23 protein-coding genes are annotated in these 20198 nt (G+C 56.3%); 10 read left to right on the top strand and 13 right to left on the bottom strand.

From position 1 onward, the window contains the following. The 4 genes from BUA85_RS09185 to BUA85_RS09170 all read left to right on the top strand — a co-directional run bounded on the left by BUA85_RS09185 (position 1) and on the right by BUA85_RS09170 (position 5393). Positions 1 to 300 carry a DUF2834 domain-containing protein gene (locus BUA85_RS09185; RefSeq protein WP_072900648.1) on the top strand — a complete coding sequence of 100 codons (300 nt, stop codon included), beginning with the start codon at positions 1 to 3 and terminating at the stop codon, positions 298 to 300. Between the two features lie 131 nt (positions 301 to 431). After that, positions 432 to 1286, top strand: a complete 855-nt coding sequence (locus BUA85_RS09180) for a choice-of-anchor K domain-containing protein (protein WP_072900647.1) — start codon at positions 432 to 434, stop codon at positions 1284 to 1286. Positions 1287 to 1445: 159 nt separating this feature from the next. Then, positions 1446 to 2711, top strand: coding sequence for a diaminopimelate decarboxylase (lysA, locus tag BUA85_RS09175; RefSeq protein WP_072900884.1), 1266 nt, complete (start codon positions 1446 to 1448; stop codon positions 2709 to 2711). A 48-nt stretch (positions 2712 to 2759) separates the two neighbouring features. Continuing rightward, positions 2760 to 5393: a DUF4175 domain-containing protein gene (locus BUA85_RS09170; protein WP_072900646.1), complete on the top strand. Its 2634-nt coding sequence runs from the start codon at positions 2760 to 2762 to the stop codon at positions 5391 to 5393. 9 nt (positions 5394 to 5402) lie between these two features. On the opposite strand, the gene BUA85_RS09165 is transcribed toward BUA85_RS09170, so the two are convergent. Beyond that, the gene (locus BUA85_RS09165; protein WP_242649033.1) at positions 5403 to 6290 is read right to left on the bottom strand and encodes a zinc-ribbon domain-containing protein; all 888 of its coding nucleotides are present in this window, start codon (positions 6288 to 6290) and stop codon (positions 5403 to 5405) included. A 155-nt stretch (positions 6291 to 6445) separates the two neighbouring features. Here BUA85_RS09165 and BUA85_RS09160 point away from each other — a divergent pair, with 155 nt between their 5' ends. The 4 genes from BUA85_RS09160 to BUA85_RS09145 are packed head-to-tail and all read left to right on the top strand — an operon-like array spanning position 6446 to position 9363. After that, positions 6446 to 7120, top strand: coding sequence for a cell division ATP-binding protein FtsE (locus BUA85_RS09160; RefSeq protein WP_072900644.1), 675 nt, complete (start codon positions 6446 to 6448; stop codon positions 7118 to 7120). Between the two features lie 26 nt (positions 7121 to 7146). After that, positions 7147 to 8022 carry a cell division protein FtsX gene (locus BUA85_RS09155; protein WP_072900883.1) on the top strand — a complete coding sequence of 292 codons (876 nt, stop codon included), beginning with the start codon at positions 7147 to 7149 and terminating at the stop codon, positions 8020 to 8022. Continuing rightward, positions 8019 to 8753: a lysophospholipid acyltransferase family protein gene (locus BUA85_RS09150; protein WP_083526246.1), complete on the top strand. Its 735-nt coding sequence runs from the start codon at positions 8019 to 8021 to the stop codon at positions 8751 to 8753. The genes BUA85_RS09155 and BUA85_RS09150 overlap by 4 nt, the downstream gene beginning before the upstream one ends. Next, the gene (locus BUA85_RS09145; RefSeq protein ID WP_072900642.1) at positions 8746 to 9363 is read left to right on the top strand and encodes a pyridoxamine 5'-phosphate oxidase family protein; all 618 of its coding nucleotides are present in this window, start codon (positions 8746 to 8748) and stop codon (positions 9361 to 9363) included. Before BUA85_RS09150 ends, BUA85_RS09145 begins: the two co-directional genes overlap by 8 nt. Here BUA85_RS09145 and BUA85_RS09140 read toward each other — a convergent pair. From BUA85_RS09140 to smpB, 7 genes are all read right to left on the bottom strand, one after another. Next, positions 9360 to 10037, bottom strand: coding sequence for a M50 family metallopeptidase (locus tag BUA85_RS09140; protein WP_072900641.1), 678 nt, complete (start codon positions 10035 to 10037; stop codon positions 9360 to 9362). The two genes, BUA85_RS09145 and BUA85_RS09140, sit on opposite strands and share 4 nt — an antisense overlap. Before the next feature lie 3 nt (positions 10038 to 10040). After that, entirely contained in the window at positions 10041 to 11003 is a 963-nt protein-coding gene (locus BUA85_RS09135; protein ID WP_072900640.1) for an acetyl-CoA carboxylase carboxyltransferase subunit alpha, read from the bottom strand. A 105-nt stretch (positions 11004 to 11108) separates the two neighbouring features. Then, positions 11109 to 12065: an L-malyl-CoA/beta-methylmalyl-CoA lyase gene (locus tag BUA85_RS09130; RefSeq protein WP_072900639.1), complete on the bottom strand. Its 957-nt coding sequence runs from the start codon at positions 12063 to 12065 to the stop codon at positions 11109 to 11111. A gap of 148 nt (positions 12066 to 12213) precedes the next feature. Next, positions 12214 to 13398, bottom strand: coding sequence for an amino acid aminotransferase (locus tag BUA85_RS09125; RefSeq protein ID WP_072900638.1), 1185 nt, complete (start codon positions 13396 to 13398; stop codon positions 12214 to 12216). Then, positions 13398 to 14261, bottom strand: coding sequence for a 3-mercaptopyruvate sulfurtransferase (sseA, locus tag BUA85_RS09120; RefSeq protein ID WP_072900637.1), 864 nt, complete (start codon positions 14259 to 14261; stop codon positions 13398 to 13400). Before sseA ends, BUA85_RS09125 begins: the two co-directional genes overlap by 1 nt. A gap of 133 nt (positions 14262 to 14394) precedes the next feature. Next, on the bottom strand, positions 14395 to 14658 hold the full coding sequence (locus BUA85_RS09115; RefSeq protein WP_072900636.1) for a hypothetical protein: 264 nt from the start codon (positions 14656 to 14658) through the stop codon (positions 14395 to 14397). Positions 14659 to 14799: 141 nt separating this feature from the next. Then, positions 14800 to 15273 (bottom strand): SsrA-binding protein SmpB, encoded by a 474-nt coding sequence (gene smpB / locus BUA85_RS09110; RefSeq protein WP_072900635.1) that lies wholly within the window; start codon positions 15271 to 15273, stop codon positions 14800 to 14802. Positions 15274 to 15333: 60 nt separating this feature from the next. Here smpB and BUA85_RS09105 point away from each other — a divergent pair, with 60 nt between their 5' ends. Both BUA85_RS09105 and BUA85_RS09100 read left to right on the top strand, forming a co-directional pair. Next, a complete protein-coding gene (locus BUA85_RS09105) occupies positions 15334 to 15762 on the top strand; it encodes an ion channel (RefSeq protein WP_072900634.1) in 429 nt (142 codons plus the stop codon). Beyond that, positions 15755 to 16960 (top strand): winged helix-turn-helix domain-containing protein, encoded by a 1206-nt coding sequence (locus BUA85_RS09100; protein WP_072900633.1) that lies wholly within the window; start codon positions 15755 to 15757, stop codon positions 16958 to 16960. The genes BUA85_RS09105 and BUA85_RS09100 overlap by 8 nt, the downstream gene beginning before the upstream one ends. A gap of 170 nt (positions 16961 to 17130) precedes the next feature. On the opposite strand, the gene BUA85_RS09095 is transcribed toward BUA85_RS09100, so the two are convergent. From BUA85_RS09095 to dapA, 5 genes are all read right to left on the bottom strand, one after another. Then, complete coding sequence (locus BUA85_RS09095) at positions 17131 to 17460, bottom strand: hypothetical protein (protein ID WP_072900632.1); 330 nt, start codon at positions 17458 to 17460, stop codon at positions 17131 to 17133. Positions 17461 to 17568: 108 nt separating this feature from the next. Next, complete coding sequence (locus BUA85_RS09090) at positions 17569 to 17898, bottom strand: hypothetical protein (RefSeq protein WP_072900631.1); 330 nt, start codon at positions 17896 to 17898, stop codon at positions 17569 to 17571. 91 nt (positions 17899 to 17989) lie between these two features. Further along, positions 17990 to 18319 carry a hypothetical protein gene (locus tag BUA85_RS09085; RefSeq protein WP_083526231.1) on the bottom strand — a complete coding sequence of 110 codons (330 nt, stop codon included), beginning with the start codon at positions 18317 to 18319 and terminating at the stop codon, positions 17990 to 17992. Positions 18320 to 18430: 111 nt separating this feature from the next. After that, a complete protein-coding gene (locus BUA85_RS09080; RefSeq protein ID WP_072900630.1) occupies positions 18431 to 18760 on the bottom strand; it encodes a hypothetical protein in 330 nt (109 codons plus the stop codon). Positions 18761 to 19191: 431 nt separating this feature from the next. Continuing rightward, positions 19192 to 20064 (bottom strand): 4-hydroxy-tetrahydrodipicolinate synthase, encoded by an 873-nt coding sequence (gene dapA / locus BUA85_RS09070; RefSeq protein WP_072900628.1) that lies wholly within the window; start codon positions 20062 to 20064, stop codon positions 19192 to 19194. Between the last annotated feature and the right edge of the window lie 134 nt (positions 20065 to 20198).

The raw sequence follows: 20198 nt of genomic DNA, 5'->3' as shown, positions 1-20198 counted from the left end.
ATGCGCTGGGTTTTTCTCGCTCTAGCGATCTGGGGCGCCATCCATCCGATGTATTACTTCATCCGGTGGTTCAACGAGAACGGCTACGACATTATGGCGATGGTGGACGCCTGGCACGTGAACGCCGCAACCAGTGGATTGGTTTGGGACCTGACCATTGCGGCAGTGACGCTGACGATTTGGATCATCTACGAGGTGATCCAGCGGCGCACATGGCTGGATCTGATCGCCATCCCCGCAACTTTCTGTATTGGGGTGAGTTGTGGGTTGCCTTTGTATCTTTTCCTGCGATCAAGGTAAATATTCGCACCAATTGTCTCGATTGCGGGGACAATAAAGGCGGCTAATCACAATAATGTCCAAAATGAGGCAAAGATACGGCGAAATGTTGTATTTGCCGTTTTGCCGTCGTATATGAACTCAAGTTCAGAGTGTCGAAAGGCGTCATCTACAGCGTTTTGACGGCAAATTTGGGCAAATTGCTGAGTAATAAACGAAATTGCGTGGTGCATGTTGTGTTTAGTAAATCGTTGAAATCTGGGCTATTTGGGGCGGCCTTCATTATATCTTCTGGTGCTGCTTCAGCAGCTACCATTAATATTAATGATGTTACTGCCTATTGGAGTTCCGCAACCCTTGAGTATGCAGACTCAGAGGGTGAAACTCAGGCTGATGGCGTTGGAACGAACCGTATTAGCTGGGGAGAGGAATTCAAGGACGGAGGCCAATCCGCGTATATCGTCAATGGCGTGGACGGTGTTGTGGGTTTAGCGCCAGAAACGGAATTCGTTTTGGGCACGTTTACTCATGAAAATCGTCCGATCCTTCGACCGACCTTGGAAACCGCAATATTGATGGTCGAAATCGATGTCGACGGGGCTGGAATAATTGAGGCAAGTTTCGAATTCACTCACACAGAGACATTGAACTCAGCTGATCCCTGCCAATTTGCCAATGACGATAATTTGACTAACGGAGTTGGTGTGAACGTAAATGGATGTGCAGATCAGGTCGAAGCAACTGTTCAGCTTACGTCTTCTCCGACTGTGATGATCGGTGGTCTCGAGTATTTCCTGAATATTGTTGGTTTCCAAATTGGTGATACGCCTTTCAGTACTTTTCTGACGCAGGAAAACGGAGATACAACAGGGGATTTAATCGCCTCGTTCGATCCGAAGATCAGCAGCCCGCCGCCGCCTGTTCCAACACCTGCCTCTGGGCTGTTGTTGTTGAGCGCCTTTGGAGCTGCCGCTTACGTCAAGCGCCGGAAAGCAAAAGCCAGCTAGTCTGGGATAGATAGCAAAGAATTCCTTAAGCCCGGCCATTGGTCGGGCTTTTTGTTTCTTGAGGGCAAGCAATTGCGGTTCGAATTCGGCCCTAACAAGGGTTGGTGTTTCGATCTGATCTGTTATGTGGTCCGGCAGAAAGACGCGGAGACAGTATCTTTGGACCATTTCTTATATCGAAACGGCGTTTTGCATGCCGAAGACGTGCCCGTGGCGGAGATTGCCGCGGCAGTCGGGACTCCGTTCTATGTCTACTCCACGGCGACGTTGCAGCGGCATTTCAAACTGTTTGATGACGCTCTAGAGGGTCTCGATCATCTTGTTTGTTTTGCGATGAAGTCGTTAAGCAATCAGGCGGTTTTGAAGGTCTTGGCAGACGCTGGCGCAGGTATGGATGTGGTCTCCGTCGGGGAATACATGCGGGCGAAAGCGGCTGGAGTTCCCGGTGAGAAGATCGTGTTTTCTGGCGTCGGCAAGACCGCCGAAGAGATGCGGATCGCGCTGGAAGGCGGCATTCGGCAGTTCAATGTCGAGAGCGAGCCAGAGATGTTGGTCCTCAGTCGCGTGGCGAGCGAGTTGGGAGTCGTGACCCCGATCACGGTGCGGGTGAATCCTGATGTGGATGCCAAGACGCATGCCAAGATCGCGACAGGGAAGTCAGAGAATAAGTTTGGCATCCCGATCAGTCGCGCGCGTGAGGTTTACGCGATGGCGGCGGAGCTTCCCGGGCTGAAGGTGATCGGGATCGATGTGCATATCGGGTCTCAACTGACCGAATTGGAACCGTTTGAGCTGGCCTATCAGAAGGTCGCGGAGTTGACTGAGGTTCTGCGCGCGGATGGTCATGAGATCACGCGTCTAGATTTGGGCGGCGGTTTGGGCATTCCTTATGCCCGCTCGAATGAAGCACCGCCATTGCCGATGGATTACGGTGCGCTGATCAAGCGCACGGTGGGGCATCTGGGTTGCGAGGTGGAGATAGAGCCGGGGCGGCTGATTTCCGGCAACGCGGGGCTGATGGTCAGCAAGGTGATTTACGTCAAAGAGGGTGAGGATCGGAAGTTCCTGATCATCGATGGTGCGATGAATGATCTCATCCGTCCTGCGATGTATGAGGCGCATCATGATATTGTGCCGGTGGTTGAGCCAGAGGTCGGGGCGGAACCTGCGACCTATGACATTGTTGGGCCTGTCTGCGAAAGCGGGGACACTTTTGCCAAGGGCCGGACCATGGCGGCTGTTGAATCGGATGATCTGATCGCCTTCCGCTCGGCGGGAGCCTATGGCGCGGTGATGGCGTCGGAATATAACTCGCGGCCATTGATCCCAGAGGTTTTGGTTCATGGTGATCAATTTGCGGTTATTCGCCCACGTCCGACCTTTGACGAAATGATTGCTCGGGATACCTTACCAGAGTGGCTATGATTCACTGGCCCTGAGTGGAGAGATTTCCTGACCCAGCATCCTGATCAGATGCAGCACTTAAAGCGCCCTGTCGCGTTGACCCGTTTCGGCATGATGGCCGAGCAGGTGGTGCGGGCGTTTTGGCCGCTTTGGTCGGTGATTTTCGTCGGCCTCGCCCCGATTTTGTTCGGCTGGCATGAGACCATGTCATTGGAGGGTCTTTGGACCTTCTTTGTTGTCGTTTTTTTGGCCCTTGTTGGTGCTTTGGTTTGGGGCATTCGGCAATTCAAATGGCCGTCGCGGCAAGAGGCTGTTGATAAGGTCGATGCGGCCTTACCGGGGCGTCCAATTGCGGCTGTGGCGGACAGTCAGGCGATTGGCTCTGGTGATGCGGCGTCAGAGGCTGTTTGGCAGGCGCATATGGCGCGGATGGCGGAGCGGACAAAGGACGCGGCGGCGGTTGAGCCAGATTTGCGAGTCGCGGATCGTGATCCCTACGGGCTGCGCTTTATCGCGTTATTGTTCTTTGTCTGTGCGTTGACGTTCGGATCGCTGTTTCGGATTACCACGGTAGGTGAAAGCCTTTCGACCGATGGGCCAAATTTGGCGGCGGGCCCTGTGTGGGAAGGCTGGGTGACCCCGCCGGCCTATACTGGCAAGCCGACGCTTTATCTAAATGACATTCCGCCGGGGCCGTTGCCGGTGCCTGTGGGGTCAGAGATTGCCTTGCGCCTTTATGGTGAAGTTGGCGCGCTGACCGTGGCCGAGACGGTGTCGGGCCGGACAGAGGATCTTGGCGCGGCATCTGATGCGCAGCAGGAATTTGTCGTGGCCCAATCGGGTGAGATTGCGATTGAGGGCGAGAACGGTGCGGCTTGGGCGGTCAATGTGATTGAAGATCAGCCTCCCTTTGTGGAACTCACCGGCCCGATTGAGGCGGACGCTTTGGGAGAGATGAGCCAGCCGTTCCGGGCGGAAGATGACTATGGTGTAGTTTCAGGGACGGCCGAGATCGCTTTGGACTTAGGGGCGGTTGATCGTCGTCACGGGCTGGCGATCGCGCCTGAGGCGCGTGGACCGGTGGTGATCGATTTACCGATGCCCTTTAGCGGGGATCGTAGCGACTTTGAAGAATTGCTGATTGATGACTTTAGTGAGCACCCGTTTGCGAACCTGCCGGTGACGATCACCTTGTCTGTGCAGGATGAGGCTGAGCAGATGGGCGTAACGGAACCGGAGCGGATCATTTTGCCGGGTCGGCGGTTCTTCCAACCATTCGCACGGGCGATCATTGAGCAGCGGCGCGATTTGTTGTGGTCAAAGGACAATGGGAAACGTGTTGTTCAGATCATGAAGGCGATTGCGCATCGGCCTGAGGGTCTGTTTTCGAACGAGGTGACGTTCCTGCGGATGCGCGCGATCACGCGGCGGCTGGATACCTTTGTTGAGAACGGTTTCACCGACGAAAACCGTGATGAAATCGTGCAAGCCTTGTGGGATTTGGCGATCCAGCTTGAAGAGGGCACTTTGGCCGACGCACGCGAACGGTTGCGACGGGCGCAGGAACGGTTGTCGGAAGCGATGCGCAATGGGGCGTCTGATGAGGAAATCGCGGAGCTGATGAATGAGCTGCGTGAGGCAACAAACGAGTATATGCAAATGCTCGCCGATCAGATGGATCCGAACCAGAACAACACGGACCAGCCGCAGACCTCCGAGAATTCGATGGAATTCACGCAGGATGAGTTGCAGGCCCTGATGGATCGCATCGAAGAGCTGATGCAAGAAGGCCGGATGGCTGAGGCGCAGCAGCTGATGGAACAGCTCAATCAGCTGATGGAGAATTTGCAGATCACGCAAGGCCAAGGGGGCGAGGGCGGACCGCTCACGCCGGGCCAGCAATCCATGCAGGACTTGGCAGATACGTTGCGAGAGCAGGAAGAGCTATCAGACGATGCGTTCCGCGATCTGCAAGAAGAGACCAACCGCGGGCAGCAGGGCCAGCAAGGGCAGCAGCAGAGCGGCCAACAGCCGGGGCAGCAGCAAGGGCGCGAGCAAGGTCAGTTGCAGCCGGGGCAGCAGAACGGTCAAACCGGCTCTGGCCAAGAAGGGGAAGCGGGTGATCAGTTTGGCCAGCAGAACCAAAATGGCGAGGGTCAAGGCAGCGGGCGTGCGGACAACAGCGGCCAAGGTGGCGATGAGCAGTCATTGGCGGATCGCCAGCAGGCTTTGCGCGACGAATTGGAGCGTCAGCAGCGGGTTTTGCCGAACCTAGAGGGTGAAGCCGGGGAATTTGCGCGCCGCTCCTTAGAGCAGGCCGAGGGGGCAATGGACGGAGCCGAAGAGGCGCTGCGGGAAGGCGACTTGGCGGAAGCCATTGACCGACAGGCCGAAGCGATGAATGCGCTGCGCAATGGGATGAGATCTTTGCGTGAGGCGCTGGCTCAAAACGAGAATACGGAACCTGGGCAAGGCAACCAGCAGGGTGACGCAACAGGGCGCACGCAGCCGAACCGGACTGATCCTTTGGGTCGGGAAGTGGGTAATTCGGGGCAGTTTGGCACCGATGAGAACCTGCTGAATGGCGAGGACGTCTATCGCAGGGCGGATGAATTGCTTGGTGAGATACGCCGCAGATCAGGCGAGCAATCCCGACCGGAGGTCGAACGGGATTATCTTAAAAGGTTGCTAGATCGGTTCTAGCTCAAAGCTCTAATTGCTTTCTGTCGCTGTCGTATCGTCGGTCTCAGTCGGTTCGACCGTCGTGTCGGTGGCGTCAGGTGGTACGGTTTCGTCCACGGCGGACTGCATTGAGTCCCTTAGCGCCTCGACCTGCCCGTCAAGCCAGAGCCGGCCTTCATCGACGATGTCGGTGTAGGAATTTAACGGCCCTTCCGCCGCTGGCAGAGCGCTGATGATCCAATCTGCAAGCATGTAGACAATCAGCAGGATAAGCAGGATCAAGATCACGGTCATGAAGCCAGCTTTGAACCCACGTTTTTTGGCTTCTTCAATGACTTCTGGTTCTGGATCGACGGTTTCGCCGCGTTCTTCGCTCGACCGCAATGTTGAGTTGATCTCTTCAATATCTGGCAGCATTTCCTTGCGGGACGCCGCTGCGGCTGCGGCGACGGCGGCGATGTTCGCCTCTGCCTCTTCGCCTTTGATTTTGGCGATGCGTTCTTTGGATTCTTGTTCGCGCTGGGCTTCTGCCGCTTCATCCAGACCCATTTCGGTCTGGCTTTCGATGGCGGCACCGCGTTCAGCGGCGCGCGCGGCTTCTTCGCGATCTGCCTCTTGTTGAAGGATCTCTGCGACGGTTGGGTCAAGGTCAGACGGTGCTGGTTCAGCAGCAGGCGCTGGTTCTTCAACCTCTTCCATTTCTGGTTCGGGCGCTGGCTCCGGTTCTGGCTGAGGCTCTGGTTCCAGTTCTTGATGCGCTGGAACGGGCATTTCTACCTCATCCTGAACGGGCGCGCCTTCCTTTTGCTCGAACCACGTGTGACCACAGTTCGAGCACTGCACGTCGCGTCCACTTTCAGGGATGACGTCATCCGCAACTTCGTATTGCGCACCACAATTTGGGCAAACCAAACGCATTTGATGATCCTCTGCCGTTCCCCAAGCTTGGGAAATACTTACCATTGGTTGGGTCAAACGCAATATTGGATGCGTGTTCCCGTCTGGAGATCATTGTAACCTGTTGCAAATTTAGGCAAAACGGACCCGAACGCTGATCCAGCGAGGGAGCCGCCGTGATCGAATTGGAAGACGTTGCCTACAGTTACGGCGGGGCGGAGTTATTCTCTGGGCTGTCGCTGAAACTGGCACCGGGATCATTCCACTTTCTGACAGGACCGTCTGGCGCGGGAAAAACCACGCTTTTGAAGCTGTGTTATGGGGAGCTTTTGGCGACCTCTGGGCATGTGATGCTGTTTGAACAAGATGCCGCGCGGTTGGATCGAGATCAGGTTGCGATGATGCGCCGCCGCATTGGTGTTGTGCATCAGGATTGTCAGTTTTTGGATCATTTGACGATGCGCGACAACGTGGCGCTGCCGTTGACAGTGTCGGGGCGGTCGAGCGCGTTCAGTGCGGATTTGGATGATCTGTTGGCCTGGGTCGGATTGCGCAGGCAGGCGGATCAATTGCCGCCGCAATTGTCGGGCGGCGAACGGCAGCGCGCCGCTTTGGCGCGGGCGGTCATTATGTCGCCGGATGTGATTATCGCGGATGAACCAACGGGCAATATTGATTGGGAGATGTCCCAAAGGCTGCTGTCTTTGCTGATTGAACTCAACAAGATGGGCAAGACAATTTTGGTTGCGACCCATGATTTGAACTTGATCCGGGCGGCGAAATCGCAGGTGAGTTCGCGGGTGTTGCGTTTGAAAGATCGGCAGTTGCAGCAAGCGGGGGCAGAGCTGTGAAGCGGTTGATCTCTGAAGCAACCGGCATGGTGATCGGTGATCCAGAGGCGGAACGGTCAGTGCCACCAACCGGCTTTACTGCGCGTTTGACGGTGTTTACGGCTGCGGCGATGGCGTTTCTATCGGTGTTTGCTTTGGCGCTGTCTTTGGCGACGGATCGCTTAGCGGATCAATGGGCGTCTGAGTTGGCGCAAACCTCGACCATTCGTATTTCAGCCCCTGCTGAGCAGGCAGAGGCGCAGGTCGCAGCGGCGTTGCGGGTGTTGGAGACGACGCCCGGTGTGGCATCGGCGAGGGCGTTGACGGACGCTGAGCAGCGCGAGTTACTTGCGCCGTGGTTTGGGCCTGATTTGCCGGTGGATCGGCTGCCGATCCCGCGATTGATCGAGGTTGTTGAGACTTCCGACGGCTTTGATACGACTGGCCTGCGCGCGCGTTTGCAGGCAGAGGTACCGGGCGCGATATTGGACGATCACACGCGTTGGCGGGAGCCTTTGGTTGATGCGGCGTCGCGGTTGCGGCTGCTGGGATGGATTGCGATTGCTTTGATCATTGGTGCAACAGGCACGATGATCACACTGGCTGCGCAATCGGCCTTGGCGGCGAATGCGCAGGTGATCCGTGTGATGCGGCTTGTTGGGGCTGAGGATGGTTATATTGCGCGTGCGTTTGTGCGACGCTTTACCCTGCGGGCTTTGGCAGGCGCGTTGATTGGTGCCATCTTGGCAGGTGTCGCGATATTGACCCTGCCGTCGGCGGACACGACTGGCGGTTTCTTGACCGGTTTGGGCTTTCGCGGGATAGAATGGCTTTGGTTGTTGGCCATTCCCGTTTTGATCGGGGTCGTCGCCTTTTTCGCCACACGCGCTGCCGCATTGAGGGTTTTGAGGGAGCAGTCCTGATGTATGTGATCCAATTGATCAGATCGATTATTTTCAACGCATCGATGTATCTCGCGATGCTGGTTTTGGGGATTGTCTACCTTCCTTATGCGTTGCTCACGCGGGATGGTGCGTTGAAAGCCTGTCATACCTATTGCCGCTATGTCCGGTGGTCCGCGTCTTGGATGATCGGGCTCAAGACTGAAGTTCGGGGGGAGCCGCCCATAGGTGAGGTGATGATCGCCGCCAAGCATCAATCCTTTCTCGATGTGTTGATGATTTTCGGATCCATCCCGCGCGGCAAGTTCATTATGAAGAGCATTTTGAAGTATGCGCCGATCATTGGGCAATACGGGCTTCGGATTGGCTGTATTCCGGTCGATCGCGGTAAGCGTGGGCAGGCAATTCGCAAGATGTTGGCTGACGTCGAAGCAGGCCGCGCGCAGGGTGGACAGTTGATTATCTATCCGCAAGGTACGCGCATCCCGCCGGGCGTGAAGGCGCCTTATAAGGTTGGGACGGCCGCGCTTTACAAAGAATTGCAGCAGCCCTGCGTGCCGGTCGCGGCGAATGTCGGTGTGTTTTGGCCCAAGCGTGGGTTCTATCGCAAGCCGGGTTTGGCAGTTGTTGAGTTTTTGGAGCCGATCCAGCCGGGGCTGACGACAGCAGAATACCTTGAAGTATTGGAAGAGCGGATCGAAACTCGGTCCGATGCTTTGGCGGCTGAGGCGGGGTTTAAAGCGGATGAGTGATGGCGTCATTCGCGATGTGGCGGAATTGGAAGCGATATATGGAACTGCTTCCGAGGCGTCTTTGATCAAAGTCGCTGATCGGGTCATTCCGGTTTATGCCGATTGGATCAGGCGATCGCAATTGTGCATTTTGACCACTGTGGGGCCGGAAGGCACCGATGGCAGCCCACGTGGGGATGATGGCCCCGTTGTGCAGATTGCCGATGAAAAGACGCTCTTGATGCCAGATTGGCGCGGCAATAATCGCATGGATTCACTGCGCAATATTGTGCGCGACGGGCGGGTCAGTCTGATGTTCATGGTGCCTGGGTCAAACAATGTGATCAGGGTGAACGGGACCGGTGTGGTGTCTGTGGCAGAGGATATGGTCGCACGGTTTAACGATAAAGGCCGCTGGCCCCGGAGCGTTATCGTGATCACCGTGGGCGAGGTCTATAGCCAATGTGCGCGTGCTCTGATCCGTTCGGGGACGTGGACTGCTAGCGATCAGTCTGAGGGTTTACCGAGCGTTGGAGATATGTTGGCCGCGATGAAGGCGGATTTCGACGGAAAATCCTACGACATTGAATGGGATGCCCGCGCGGCGAAGACCATGTGGAATGCCGATTAGTTTCGAGACCACGTAAGGTTGCTGGGTTCTTTCAACGCGATTTTGAGCGCGTAGAAGATGGCGAGCAAGCTCAGACACAGCCAGATACCGCCCCACATCACTGTTGCGCCTCCAAACTCTTCTGCGAGCATACGGGCGTCGGAACGTGCGCCAGAGCGCAAGATCGTGTCGGAGAGGATGTCGAACGGCACATAGATCATACTGGAGAGGCCTAAGAGCCGTAAGATCAGATCATTGATGTCGTAGCTCAGAAAATAGCCAACTGCGATCATTGCGATGCCCGTTACGCAGGTGAAGAGAAGGGCGAAACTGTCACGGACATAGAGCGCCGCGACCAGCAAGAGGACAACGCCGCAGCCCATCATCAGGATTTTGTCGATCTTTGTTTTGAGTGCACCCAGCAGCAAAGCCAAACCGATGAGAAGCGAGCCGAGATAGCCCGCAGAAAGTGTGATGAAGCGATTGCCGCCACGGGACCAGACGACGCCGCCTTGATCGGCTGAAACGCTTAAGGAGAGAACCTCACCGCCCGTCAGGACGGTTGCGATCACATGTGAAAGTTCGTGCAGGAATACGACGAAGATTTTCAGCGGGATCGAGACGGGGGTGGACCAAAGGGCAAAGACTAGAACCAGAAGGAGCCCGAGCTGCCAATGGTCCTTTGCCTTTTGCATCGCTTAGGCGGCGAGGCCCTTTGACCCAAGGTCGAGGTATTTCTTGCGACGGTCGCCGCGCACTTTGTCGGCGGACTTCCCATCAAGTTGGCCGAGCATCTTTGTCAGAGCCTTTCCGACGGCCTCTATGGTTGCTGCGCGGTCGCGGTGTGCACCGCCTAAGGGTTCTTTGATGATTTCGTCGCATACGCCGAGTTTGTTGAGATCTTGCGCGGTCAGACGCAGCGCTTCGGCGGCTTCGCGCATCTTTTCTGCGTCTTTCCAGAGGATCGAGGCGCAACCTTCGGGGCTGATCACGGAATAGATCGAGTGTTCGAGCATTGCGACTTTATTCGCCGTCGCAAAAGCAACTGCGCCGCCGGAGCCGCCTTCACCAATCACTACGCTGATCAGGGGCACGCCGAGTTCGAGGCATTTCTCAGTGGACCGAGCGATGGCCTCGGATTGGCCGCGTTCTTCAGCGCCTTTGCCGGGGTAGGCGCCGGGGGTGTCGACGAGGGTGATCACGGGCAGGCCGAATTTATCGGCCAGTTCCATCAGGCGGATCGCTTTACGGTAGCCTTCAGGGCGGGCCATGCCGAAGTTACGTTCGATGCGGGATTTGGTGTCGTTGCCCTTTTCATGGCCGATCACCATGACTGGTTTATCGTCGAGGCGCGCGATGCCGCCCATCACGGCGTGGTCGTCGGCAAAATTTCTGTCACCAGCTAAAGGCGTATATTCAGTAAACAGCGCGTCGATATAGTCCTGACAATGAGGACGATCCTGGTGCCGTGCAACTTGGCATTTGCGCCATGGGGTGAGATCGGCGTAGAGTGATTTCAGCAGGTCATCGGCTTTTTTGTCGAGGGCGGCGGCCTCTTTCTCGACATCCATTTCATCGTTTTCGCGGGCGAGGGCGCGGAGTTCCTCGGCCTTGCCTTCGATTTCAGCCAATGGTTTTTCGAATTCGAGATATTGCGTCATATCTGCCCCGTATCATTTCGGTTGATATAGGCATTTGAGGCAGGGTTTTGCAATGGCGGGGCGACGCTCAGCTGCGCTTTCGCCCCGCCCGCCATCCCTTGGGGTTTAGCCGTTGATGAGTTCCGATTGCGCCACGATGACTTCAGCTTGTTTGATCGAGGCAATGTCGACAAGGCGACCTTTGTAGACTGTAGCGCCTTCGCCGCGGGCTTTGGCGTCTTCCATCGCTTGCAGAATTTCGCGGGCTTCGGCGACGGCTTCGTCTGAGGGGGTGAAGACCTCGTTCGCGAGCGCGATTTGTTTCGGGTGGATCGCCCATTTGCCAACCATGCCGAGGGTCGCGCTGCGGCGCGCTTGGGCGCGGTAACCGTCATCGTCAGAGAAATCGCCGAATGGGCCGTCGACAGGCAGGACGCCATGGGTGCGGCAGGCGGCGACGATGGCGGCTTGCGCCCAGTGCCATGGGTCAGAGTAGTGGCGGGTGTCGCCGTGCAGCATATAGTAGTTTTCTTGTGTGCCGCCGATGCCGGTGGTTTGCATGCCCATGGAGGCGGCAAAATCTGCGGCCCCGAGGCTCATCGCGGCAAGGCGGGGGGAGCTGGCGGCGATTTCTTCCACATGGGCGATGCCTGCGGCGGATTCGATGATCACCTCGAAAGTGATGGGTTTTGTGCGGCCTTTGGCGGCTTCGATGGCGGTGACGAGGGCGTCGACCGCGTAGATGTCTGCGGCGCAACCGACCTTTGGGATCATGATCTGATCTAGGCGGTCAGAGGCTTGTTCCATCAAGTCAACGACGTCCTTGTACCAATAGGGCGTGTCGAGGCCGTTGATGCGTACGGAGAGGTGCTTGGTGTTCCAATCAACCTCATGCGTGGCTTTGATGACGTTGGCGCGGGCTGCGTCTTTGTCGGTGGGGGCAACGCTGTCTTCGAGATCGAGGTTGATGACGTCGGCGGCGGAGGCGGCCATCTTTTCAAAGAGTTTCACGTTCGAGCCGGGGCCGAAGAGTTGGCAGCGGTTCGGGCGAGCGGGGGGAGTGGGTTGAAGACGGAAGGACATCGAGCAGCCTTTGGGTATGATTATTTCAAAACGGGTCGCGCGATGGATAGATTGTTGCGCTGCGACTCGCAAGGATCATTTTGCAGTCGCAGCATTTTTGTGTTGGATGCCTCCGGCGGAGATATTTATGTTTCAAAAGACGAACGCGTCAGATCCCGGCTTCGACAATGGCTTTTGCGAGGATTGGGACGGTCTTTTCGTTCAAGCCCGCGATATTCATGCGGCTGTCGCCCACCATGTAGATGCCATGATCGGCGCGGAGTTTTTCGACCATTTCGGGCGTGGTGCCGAGGCGGGAGAACATGCCGCGGTGGTCGGCGAGGAAATCGAAGCGGTCGGTGTTTGTGAGGCGCTTGAGTTCATCGGCGAGTTGCTGGCGCAGGGCCAACATACCGTTGCGAGTTTCGTCCAGTTCTGATTCCCAATCGGCACGGAGGGCGGCGTCTTGCAGGATGGTGGTGACAACCCGCGCGCCATGATCGGGTGGGAAGGAATAGTTTTGGCGGTTGAGGAAGGCCATGTTTTGCTGTGCGAGGGCCGCTTGGTCGGCGTCTTTGGCGATGGCCATGAGGATGCCGGTGCGCTCGCGGTAAATACCGAAGTTTTTCGAACAAGAGGCGGCGATCAGACAATTGTCAAAAGCGCTTGCAATTTGGCGCGTCGCAGCGGCGTCTTGGTCGAGGCCATCACCGAAACCTTGATAGGCGATGTCGACGAGGGGCATGGCACCTTGGGCTTTGATTGTAGTGATGGCTTGGGCCATTTGATCTGCGGTCAGGTTGGCACCGGTTGGGTTGTGGCAGCACCCGTGGAGCAGCACGACGTCGCCTGCTTTCACCTGCCCGAGGTCTTCGATCATGCCGTCGAAATCCACGCCGCGGGTTTCGCTGTCGAAGTAGCGGTAATCGGCGGTTGGCATATCGAGGTATTTGATGATCGACGGGTGGTTTGGCCATGTGGGGTTGGAGAGCCAAACGGTCGCTTGAGGATCGGCCAGTTTGATCAGCTCGAGCGCCTGACGGATCGCGCCGGTGCCGCCGGGGGTCGCCACCGCGCCGATGCGGTCGCGCGGGATGGTGTCGCCCAATACAAGGTCGATCATGACGTTTGAAAATTCGGGGTCGCCGGCGAGGCCGACGTAAGCCTTTGAGCCTTGGTCAGCGAGAATGCGGCGTTCCGCCTCTTTCACGGCGCGCATGACCGGTGTGTTGCCGCTTGCGTCTTTATAAACGCCGACGCCAAGGTCGACTTTGCTGTCGCGTGGGTCGGCGCGATATTGCGCCATGAGTGCGAGAATTTTGTCAGCGGGTTGTTGGGAGAGTTTATCAAACATCAGTCGTTACCGGTTGCGATGGGAAGGTCGTGGTACATGCCCCATTCGGACCATGAACCGTCATAGAGGCTGTGATCGGTTTTGCCGATCCGCTCAAGCGCGAGGCTGAGGACGGCTGCAGTAACGCCGGAGCCGCAGGTGGTGATCACAGGTTTGGAGAGGTCGGCGCCGCTGGCCTCGAATGCTTTGATCAGGTCGGCGTTGGATTTCATCGTGCCATCCGCGTTCAGCAGGTCGCGGAAGAAGACGTTCTGAGAGTTCGGAATATGACCGGAACGCATGCCTTCGCGCGGTTCTTCGGCTTCGCCGCGGAAGCGGTCGCCTGGGCGCGCGTCGAGGATAGTGTGATCGCCAAGTTTTGCTGCCCGGGCGACTTCAGTGACGTCCCGCACCATGTGGCTGTTACGGGTCACGGTCATGTGGCGATCGCGGATCACAGGGGGCTGGTCGTTCACCTCGCGCCCTTCAGCAATCCATTTGGGCAGGCCGCCATCAAGCACCGCGACATTCATCTGCCCCATCAGGCGGAAGAGCCACCAAACGCGGGCGGCGGAGAATAGGCCCGCGCCGTCATAGACAACGACCAGGTGACCGTCGCCGACACCCATCGCGCGTAGGCGGGACATGAATTTTTCCACCGGTGGCACTATATGCGGCAGTTCTGACCGGTGATCGCTGATGTCGTCGATGTCGAAGAAGCGCGCGTTTGGGATATGTGCTTTTGCAAATTCCGCCTTCGCGTCACGGTTCATCGCTGGCAGATACCAAGAGGCGTCCAGAATGCGGAGATCAGGGTCTTTGATATGGTCTGCAAGCCAATCCGTGCTGACCAGTGTTTTAGGATCGTCGATGAAATCTGTCATGTGTGGACCTGCGCCATCAGGAAGAGACCGTCTAGCTGCTCCTAACGTGGGCAGGGTCGCCGTTCAAGGGTTGGCGCGCAGAAACGGGCGCTCCATTGCGGAACGCCCGTAAGACAATTCAGGTCCGTTAAACTTAGCTCATGGCCTTATTTTTGATCAAGCCGATGATTGCGGTCAGAATGGCACCGCCACCGGCGCTGCCGAGCAGGCCCATGATGTCAATTCCTCCTGCAGAAGCTGCGGTCGCGCCGATCATTCCGAGCAATTGCGAACCGCCTAAACCCCCAAGTGCACCCACAACCGTGTTTCCTGCGGTGCCGAGCGACATGCTTTTGCCTGCTGCCCCAATCGCGTTTCCGCCGACCGCACCAGCGATCAATTGAATAATCAATTCCATAGTTCCCATTCCCTTCCTGTCGGACCGAAACTTGTTTTTTTGGTAATCTGCGGCGCGGCCCGTCACTCGCGATTAAGGTCAGGCTAACGATCCACTTGCTCGAAATAAGGGGAATTTTGGAAATTTTCGGAAGGTGTGGCTTTAGCTATCGTGCCGCAAGAGCCGCTGCTTCTGCCTGTTCCAATCGCGTTTGGCATCGGAGGCCCGCTTGTCGTGGTTCTTTTTGCCTTTGGCCGTGGCGATCTTGAGTTTCACCAAGCCGCGGTCGTTGAAGTACATCACAAGCGGTACAAGCGTCATCCCTTCGCGTTTGGTCGCGTTCCAGAGTTTCGCGACTTCGCGTTTTGAACAGAGGAGTTTTCGCTTCCGTCGTTCTTCATGACTGAACATGGCGCGATCGTAAGGCGCGATATAGGCATTGGTCAGCCAAAGTTCTCCATCATCAACCGAGGCATAGCTGTCAGCGATATTGGATTGTCCAAGACGCAAGGATTTCACTTCGGAACCATAAAGCACGATCCCGACCTCCAAATCTTCTTCAATCGCATAGTCGTACCGGGCCCGCCGATTTTCAGCGAGAACTTTGTAGTTCTTATTTTCCGGTTTCTTAGCCATAGTTGGCGAGAGATAGGACAATCGATCTCGTGAAACAAGACTGGAAGGGAGCAAAGGCCAATGTTGGTTCAAATCAGTATCGGGGCGGCGATACTTATGGTGTCGATGATTTTTTCTGCTGCCGGATTTTGGCTAATTGAGTCTGCGCTGCGACAATTAAATCGATTTCTTGCGACACTTCGGCAAGGGCTGAAAGTTGTTATATTTCTTATGGTTGCGGCACTCTGGGCTCTTTTGCAGATTACAGTGGGCGTTTGGCTTTGGGCATGGTGCTTCATGCAGTTGGCTGTTTTCGACACTATGGAAGAAGCTGTCTACTTCGGCCTCGTGTCTTATACGACACTAGGCTACGGTGACGTGATCTTGCCCGAGCAATGGCGTTTGCTGGGTGGCATGACAGCGGTGAATGGGCTGCTGAATGTGGGTCTGATCTCGGCCATTATGATTGAATTGCTACGGCAGGCGCGTGTTGTTCCTATAGATGACTAGGACGATTCCTGTTCTTACCAACCAAAAGGCGCGCCGCATATTTTTGCAGCGGCATTTGTTGGCTAATGCACCTTCGGGAAAAGGGCGTGGCGATGAACTGGCGGGTGTCATCGAAGACCTTGGGTTTGTTCAGCTTGATAGCGTAAACACCTTTGCGAGGGCGCATGATCTCATTTTGTGGTCGCGACGTCAGCAATACCGACCACGAGCCTTGGAAAACTTGCTGTCACGGGATCGCAAGCTCTTTGAGCATTGGACCCATGACGCCTCGACCATTCCGATCCAGTTCTTTCCGATGTGGCGGATCAGGTTTGAACGCGCGGCAAAGGAACTTGAGGCGCGCTGGGCGAAAGATCGGCGGGCAGGGTTTCTGGAGAAGACTCACGGTGTCCTCAAGCAGATCTCCGACGAAGGGTGTTGCTGCAGTGCGGATGTAGGCCGTGACGAGGAAAAGAAATCCGGTGGTTGGTGGGATTGGCATCCGAGCAAGACCGCGTTGGAGTATCTGTGGCATTCTGGTCAGCTGAGCGTGGTACGCCGCGAAGGGTTTCGGAAAATCTACGATTTGACCGAACGGGTGATTCCTCCTGAATATCTCAATGCCTATGTCGACGAACGCGACGCGATTGATTGGCATTGTAATGCCGCGCTGGACAGGCTGGGTTTTGCGACGAGTGGTGAGATCTCTGCGTTTTGGGCGACGGTGACAAAACAGGAAGCCAAGGAATGGTGCGCGCGGGAGCTGTCGGAAGGGCGGATAGTTGAAATCGACGTTGAAGGGACCGACGGGACGTTGAGGCGGTCTTTCGCGCGACCTGAACTTATGGACGAACAGGTTGACGAGCTGTCGCCGCGGGTGCGGCTTTTGTCTCCATTTGATCCGGCTTTGCGGGATCGGAAAAGGGCGGAGCGGCTCTTTGGCTTTAACTATCGGATCGAGATCTTCGTACCAGCGGCAAAGCGGACTTACGGCTATTATGTGTTTCCAGTGATGGAAGGCGAACGGTTGATCGGGCGGGTCGATATGAAGGCCGATCGGCCGGGCAAAGTTCTCAATGTCACGGCGTTCTGGCCCGAAGAGGGCGTTCGGATGGGAGTTGGGCGCATTTCACGGTTGCATGCCGAACTTCAGCGCGCCTGCGGGCTTGGTGCCTGCCAAGAGGTGCAATTTCAGGACGGGTGGCTGCGGAAAGCATGAGCCCCGCCAGCTGGGCTGACGGGGAGAGGACTTAGGGGAGGTCGAAGCTGGATCGGCCAGGAGGGAAAGGAGGGCGCTGCCAGCCGCGCCGCAGACCTCCCAGACGCGTGGGTCGGCAGCGCCTGATTGGGTGCCACATCCCGTCGGCGTGGCACACCAAACCAGAAAGCTTATTCGAGGTCGTAGTCTTTGCTTGCAACAACCTGACCGTCGATCACCAGCTGGGCGACAACGTCGAGGTTGTGACGGTGACCAATGTTGACGCGGACGTCTGAGTTTGCGCCGGCCATAACCTCTTCTGTACCAAGAAGTGCGCCTGGTACGCCACCATTGAAGGTGCGGATTTCCACGACGCCGTCAGCGGCTGCGCGGACTGTGCCGAGCTCTAGTGTGGAAGAGTTCTCAAGCGTTTCGCCAAAGGCAAAGTAGTTGTCAGCAGAAGCGGCAGTTGCGGTTGCTGCAACAGTAGCGGCAGCGAGTGTGATCATTTTGAAAGACATGGGAGGTATCCTTTGGGGGAGGTTTGGGATGAGAGAGGGAGGTTTCCTGAGTGATGGTTGGCAGCGCGGGCCAGTGAGGGAGAGAATGCGCCCGCGCCGCCTAGGGGATTAGTTTACTTCGTACTCTTGCTGAGCAACGATCTGACCGTCGATTTTCAGAACAGCGATAACGTCTGCATCTGGACCGTGGCCAACGTTCACACGAACGTCTTTGTTAGCGCCGGCTGCAACTTCTTGTGTGCCAAGCAGTGCACCGAGGTCACCAAAGCGGCCATCGTAGATTTCAACAACGCCGTCTGCTGCTGCGCGAACTGTGCTCAGTTCCAGAGTGGAGGAGTTTTCCAGACGATCTTCGAAACCGAAGTAGCTGTCTGCGGAAGCAGCGGAAGCTGTTGCTGCGACGGTTGCTGCTGCAAGTGCGATCATTTTGATAGACATGGGAGGTATCCTTTCAAGGGGTTTGGGAGGTTTGGTTTAGGTTAGGGTGGCGGCGCAGGCAGGTAAGAAAGAGCCTGCGCTGCCAAGGAGATTAGTTTACTTCGTACTCTTGCTGAGCAACGATCTGGCCGTCGACTTTCAGCACGGCGATCACGTCAGCGTCTGGGCCGTGACCTACGTTTACACGTACGTCAGAGTTAGCGCCGGCCATGACTTCTTCTGTACCGAGCAGAGCGCCGAGGTCACCAAAGCGGCCATCGTAGATTTCAACAACGCCGTCAGCTGCTGCACGAATTGTGCCCAGTTCCAGAGTGGAAGAGTTTTCCAGACGGTCGCCGAATGCGAAGTAGTTGTCTGCAGATGCTGCTGTTGTTGTTGCTGCGACGGTTGCTGCTGCGAGTGCGATCATTTTGATAGACATGGGAGGTATCCTTTCAAAGGGTTTGGGAGGTTTGGTTTCGTTAGTTAGGTTAGGGTGGTTGGCCCGATCCATTCATGGGGACAGACAGGGGATCAGGCCAACCGGGGGGGATTAGTCGATTTCGTACTCTTGCTGAGCAACGATCTGACCGTCGATTTTCAGAACAGCGATAACGTCTGCATCTGGACCGTGGCCAACGTTCACACGAACGTCTTTGTTAGCGCCGGCTGCAACTTCTTCTGTACCGAGCAGAGCGCCGAGGTTACCAAAGCGGCCGTCATAGATTTCAACAACGCCGTCAGCTGCTGCGCGAACTGTTCCCAGTTCCAATGTGGAAGAGTTTTCCAGACGATCTTCGAAGCCGAAGTAGCTGTCTGCGGAAGCAGCGGAAGCTGTTGCTGCGACGGTTGCTGCTGCAAGTGCGATCATTTTGATAGACATGTTTTAGTTCCTTCATTTGGGAGGTCGAAAGGACCAGTTTAGTTTGTTTGTGCGGCGGGAGGTGCCGCGGTTGATGAGGAACAATTGAGGTCGAAAAGGCGTTTGGTGAAGGGGTAAGCCCATCACGAAAAAGAGACGGAATTTGACCTGTAATGGGGGTTGAAAAAGCGCAAAGGTGACCTTTGGGCAGCTTCTGCGCATTTCCGCGCAGAAAGCAGCTTATCTGCGCGCAGAACTGCTCGTTTGCAGGTCAGAAGCAACACCAATCTTGACACAAAACCTGACGCAGTGATCACGAAAAAAATGCACCCTCAAACCTGTGATGATGCATTATTTCTGCTCAGTCGCACCGCCGTGAGCAAACATGTCAAATCATGTCACGCCGCTCGCGGCGGCGTGATGGGAATTTCAGGGATTTTTGTTGTGAGTCGCTAGTTTATCAGGCCAGCGAAGACCATAGCGTCTTTGATTTGCGCTTTGGTTTCGTCTGTGAGGGGCGTCAACGGAGACCGAACATCTTCGTTGCAATGCCCCAAGAGCGATAGACCATACTTGGCACCACACACACCCGGTTCTGCAAAGATGGCCTCGTGCAGGGGCATCAAACGGTCTTGCAAAGTCAATGCACCCGCAAAGTCGCCAGATAGGGTCATGTCTTGGAATTCGGCGCAGAGGGCTGGCGCCACATTGGCCGTGACAGAAATACAGCCAACACCGCCATGTGCGTTAAAGCCAAGGGCGGTTGCGTCTTCACCAGAGAGCTGGATGAAATCTTTGCCGCTGCGATGGCGCTGCTGTGGCACACGGGCCAGATCGCCGGTAGCGTCCTTGACGCCGACGATCATCTCATGCTTGCTCAGTTCGGCCATGGTATCCGGCGTCATGTCGACGACGGACCGACCAGGGATGTTGTAAATGATGATCGGCAGGCCGCAGTCTGCTGCTGCTGTGAAATGCGCAATCAAGCCGCGCTGTGTGGGCTTATTATAATAAGGTGTCACAACAAGAGCCGCATCTGCGCCTGCCGCTTTCGCTGCTTTGACAAGGCGCACGGTTTCTTCGGTGTTGTTGGAGCCAGCGCCAGCAACGACAGGAACACGGCCCGCGACTTGCTTCACCACGGTTTCGACAACGAGATCGTGTTCTTCGTGGCTGAGCGTTGGGCTTTCGCCGGTTGTGCCAACTGGGACCAGACCGTGCGAGCCTTGGGCAATGTGCCATTCCACAAGTTTTTTCAGCGCGTCGATATCGATCGAGCCGTTCGAGAACGGCGTGACGAGTGCAGGCATAGATCCTTTAAACATGACGCGTTTCCTTTGTTTGGAATGGGCGGAAGCCCTCTAAAATCGCGGACACTACTAGACGGCTTTCTGCCGAATGCCAAGAATTTGTATGGCCTTGATGGGGGTCTCGTTCTAGCCTTAAGGCTGTCCAAAAT

It is taken from the genome of Cognatiyoonia sediminum (assembly GCF_900129845.1).
Classification (GTDB): domain Bacteria; phylum Pseudomonadota; class Alphaproteobacteria; order Rhodobacterales; family Rhodobacteraceae; genus Cognatiyoonia; species Cognatiyoonia sediminum.
This window is presented reverse-complemented; position numbering and strand designations above follow the sequence as displayed.

Bases quoted from the DNA above. Each gene is read 5' to 3' on its own strand.
- BUA85_RS09140 (WP_072900641.1), bottom strand. From the start codon at position 10,037: ATGCAAAAGGCAAAGGACCATTGGCAGCTCGGGCTCCTTCTGGTTCTA.
- BUA85_RS09165 (WP_242649033.1), bottom strand. From the start codon at position 6,290: ATGCGTTTGGTTTGCCCAAATTGTGGTGCGCAATACGAAGTTGCGGAT.
- BUA85_RS09085 (WP_083526231.1), bottom strand. From the start codon at position 18,319: ATGTCTATCAAAATGATCGCACTCGCAGCAGCAACCGTCGCAGCAACA.
- BUA85_RS09145 (WP_072900642.1), top strand. From the start codon at position 8,746: ATGAGTGATGGCGTCATTCGCGATGTGGCGGAATTGGAAGCGATATAT.
- BUA85_RS09170 (WP_072900646.1), top strand. From the start codon at position 2,760: ATGCAGCACTTAAAGCGCCCTGTCGCGTTGACCCGTTTCGGCATGATG.
- BUA85_RS09155 (WP_072900883.1), top strand. From the start codon at position 7,147: ATGGTGATCGGTGATCCAGAGGCGGAACGGTCAGTGCCACCAACCGGC.
- BUA85_RS09080 (WP_072900630.1), bottom strand. From the start codon at position 18,760: ATGTCTATCAAAATGATCGCACTTGCAGCAGCAACCGTCGCAGCAACA.
- BUA85_RS09115 (WP_072900636.1), bottom strand. From the start codon at position 14,658: ATGGAATTGATTATTCAATTGATCGCTGGTGCGGTCGGCGGAAACGCG.
- BUA85_RS09105 (WP_072900634.1), top strand. From the start codon at position 15,334: ATGTTGGTTCAAATCAGTATCGGGGCGGCGATACTTATGGTGTCGATG.
- BUA85_RS09100 (WP_072900633.1), top strand. From the start codon at position 15,755: ATGACTAGGACGATTCCTGTTCTTACCAACCAAAAGGCGCGCCGCATA.
- BUA85_RS09185 (WP_072900648.1), top strand. From the start codon at position 1: ATGCGCTGGGTTTTTCTCGCTCTAGCGATCTGGGGCGCCATCCATCCG.
- BUA85_RS09090 (WP_072900631.1), bottom strand. From the start codon at position 17,898: ATGTCTATCAAAATGATCGCACTTGCAGCAGCAACCGTCGCAGCAACA.
- smpB (WP_072900635.1), bottom strand. From the start codon at position 15,273: ATGGCTAAGAAACCGGAAAATAAGAACTACAAAGTTCTCGCTGAAAAT.
- sseA (WP_072900637.1), bottom strand. From the start codon at position 14,261: ATGACAGATTTCATCGACGATCCTAAAACACTGGTCAGCACGGATTGG.
- BUA85_RS09095 (WP_072900632.1), bottom strand. From the start codon at position 17,460: ATGTCTTTCAAAATGATCACACTCGCTGCCGCTACTGTTGCAGCAACC.
- BUA85_RS09135 (WP_072900640.1), bottom strand. From the start codon at position 11,003: ATGACGCAATATCTCGAATTCGAAAAACCATTGGCTGAAATCGAAGGC.
- BUA85_RS09125 (WP_072900638.1), bottom strand. From the start codon at position 13,398: ATGTTTGATAAACTCTCCCAACAACCCGCTGACAAAATTCTCGCACTC.
- BUA85_RS09130 (WP_072900639.1), bottom strand. From the start codon at position 12,065: ATGTCCTTCCGTCTTCAACCCACTCCCCCCGCTCGCCCGAACCGCTGC.
- dapA (WP_072900628.1), bottom strand. From the start codon at position 20,064: ATGTTTAAAGGATCTATGCCTGCACTCGTCACGCCGTTCTCGAACGGC.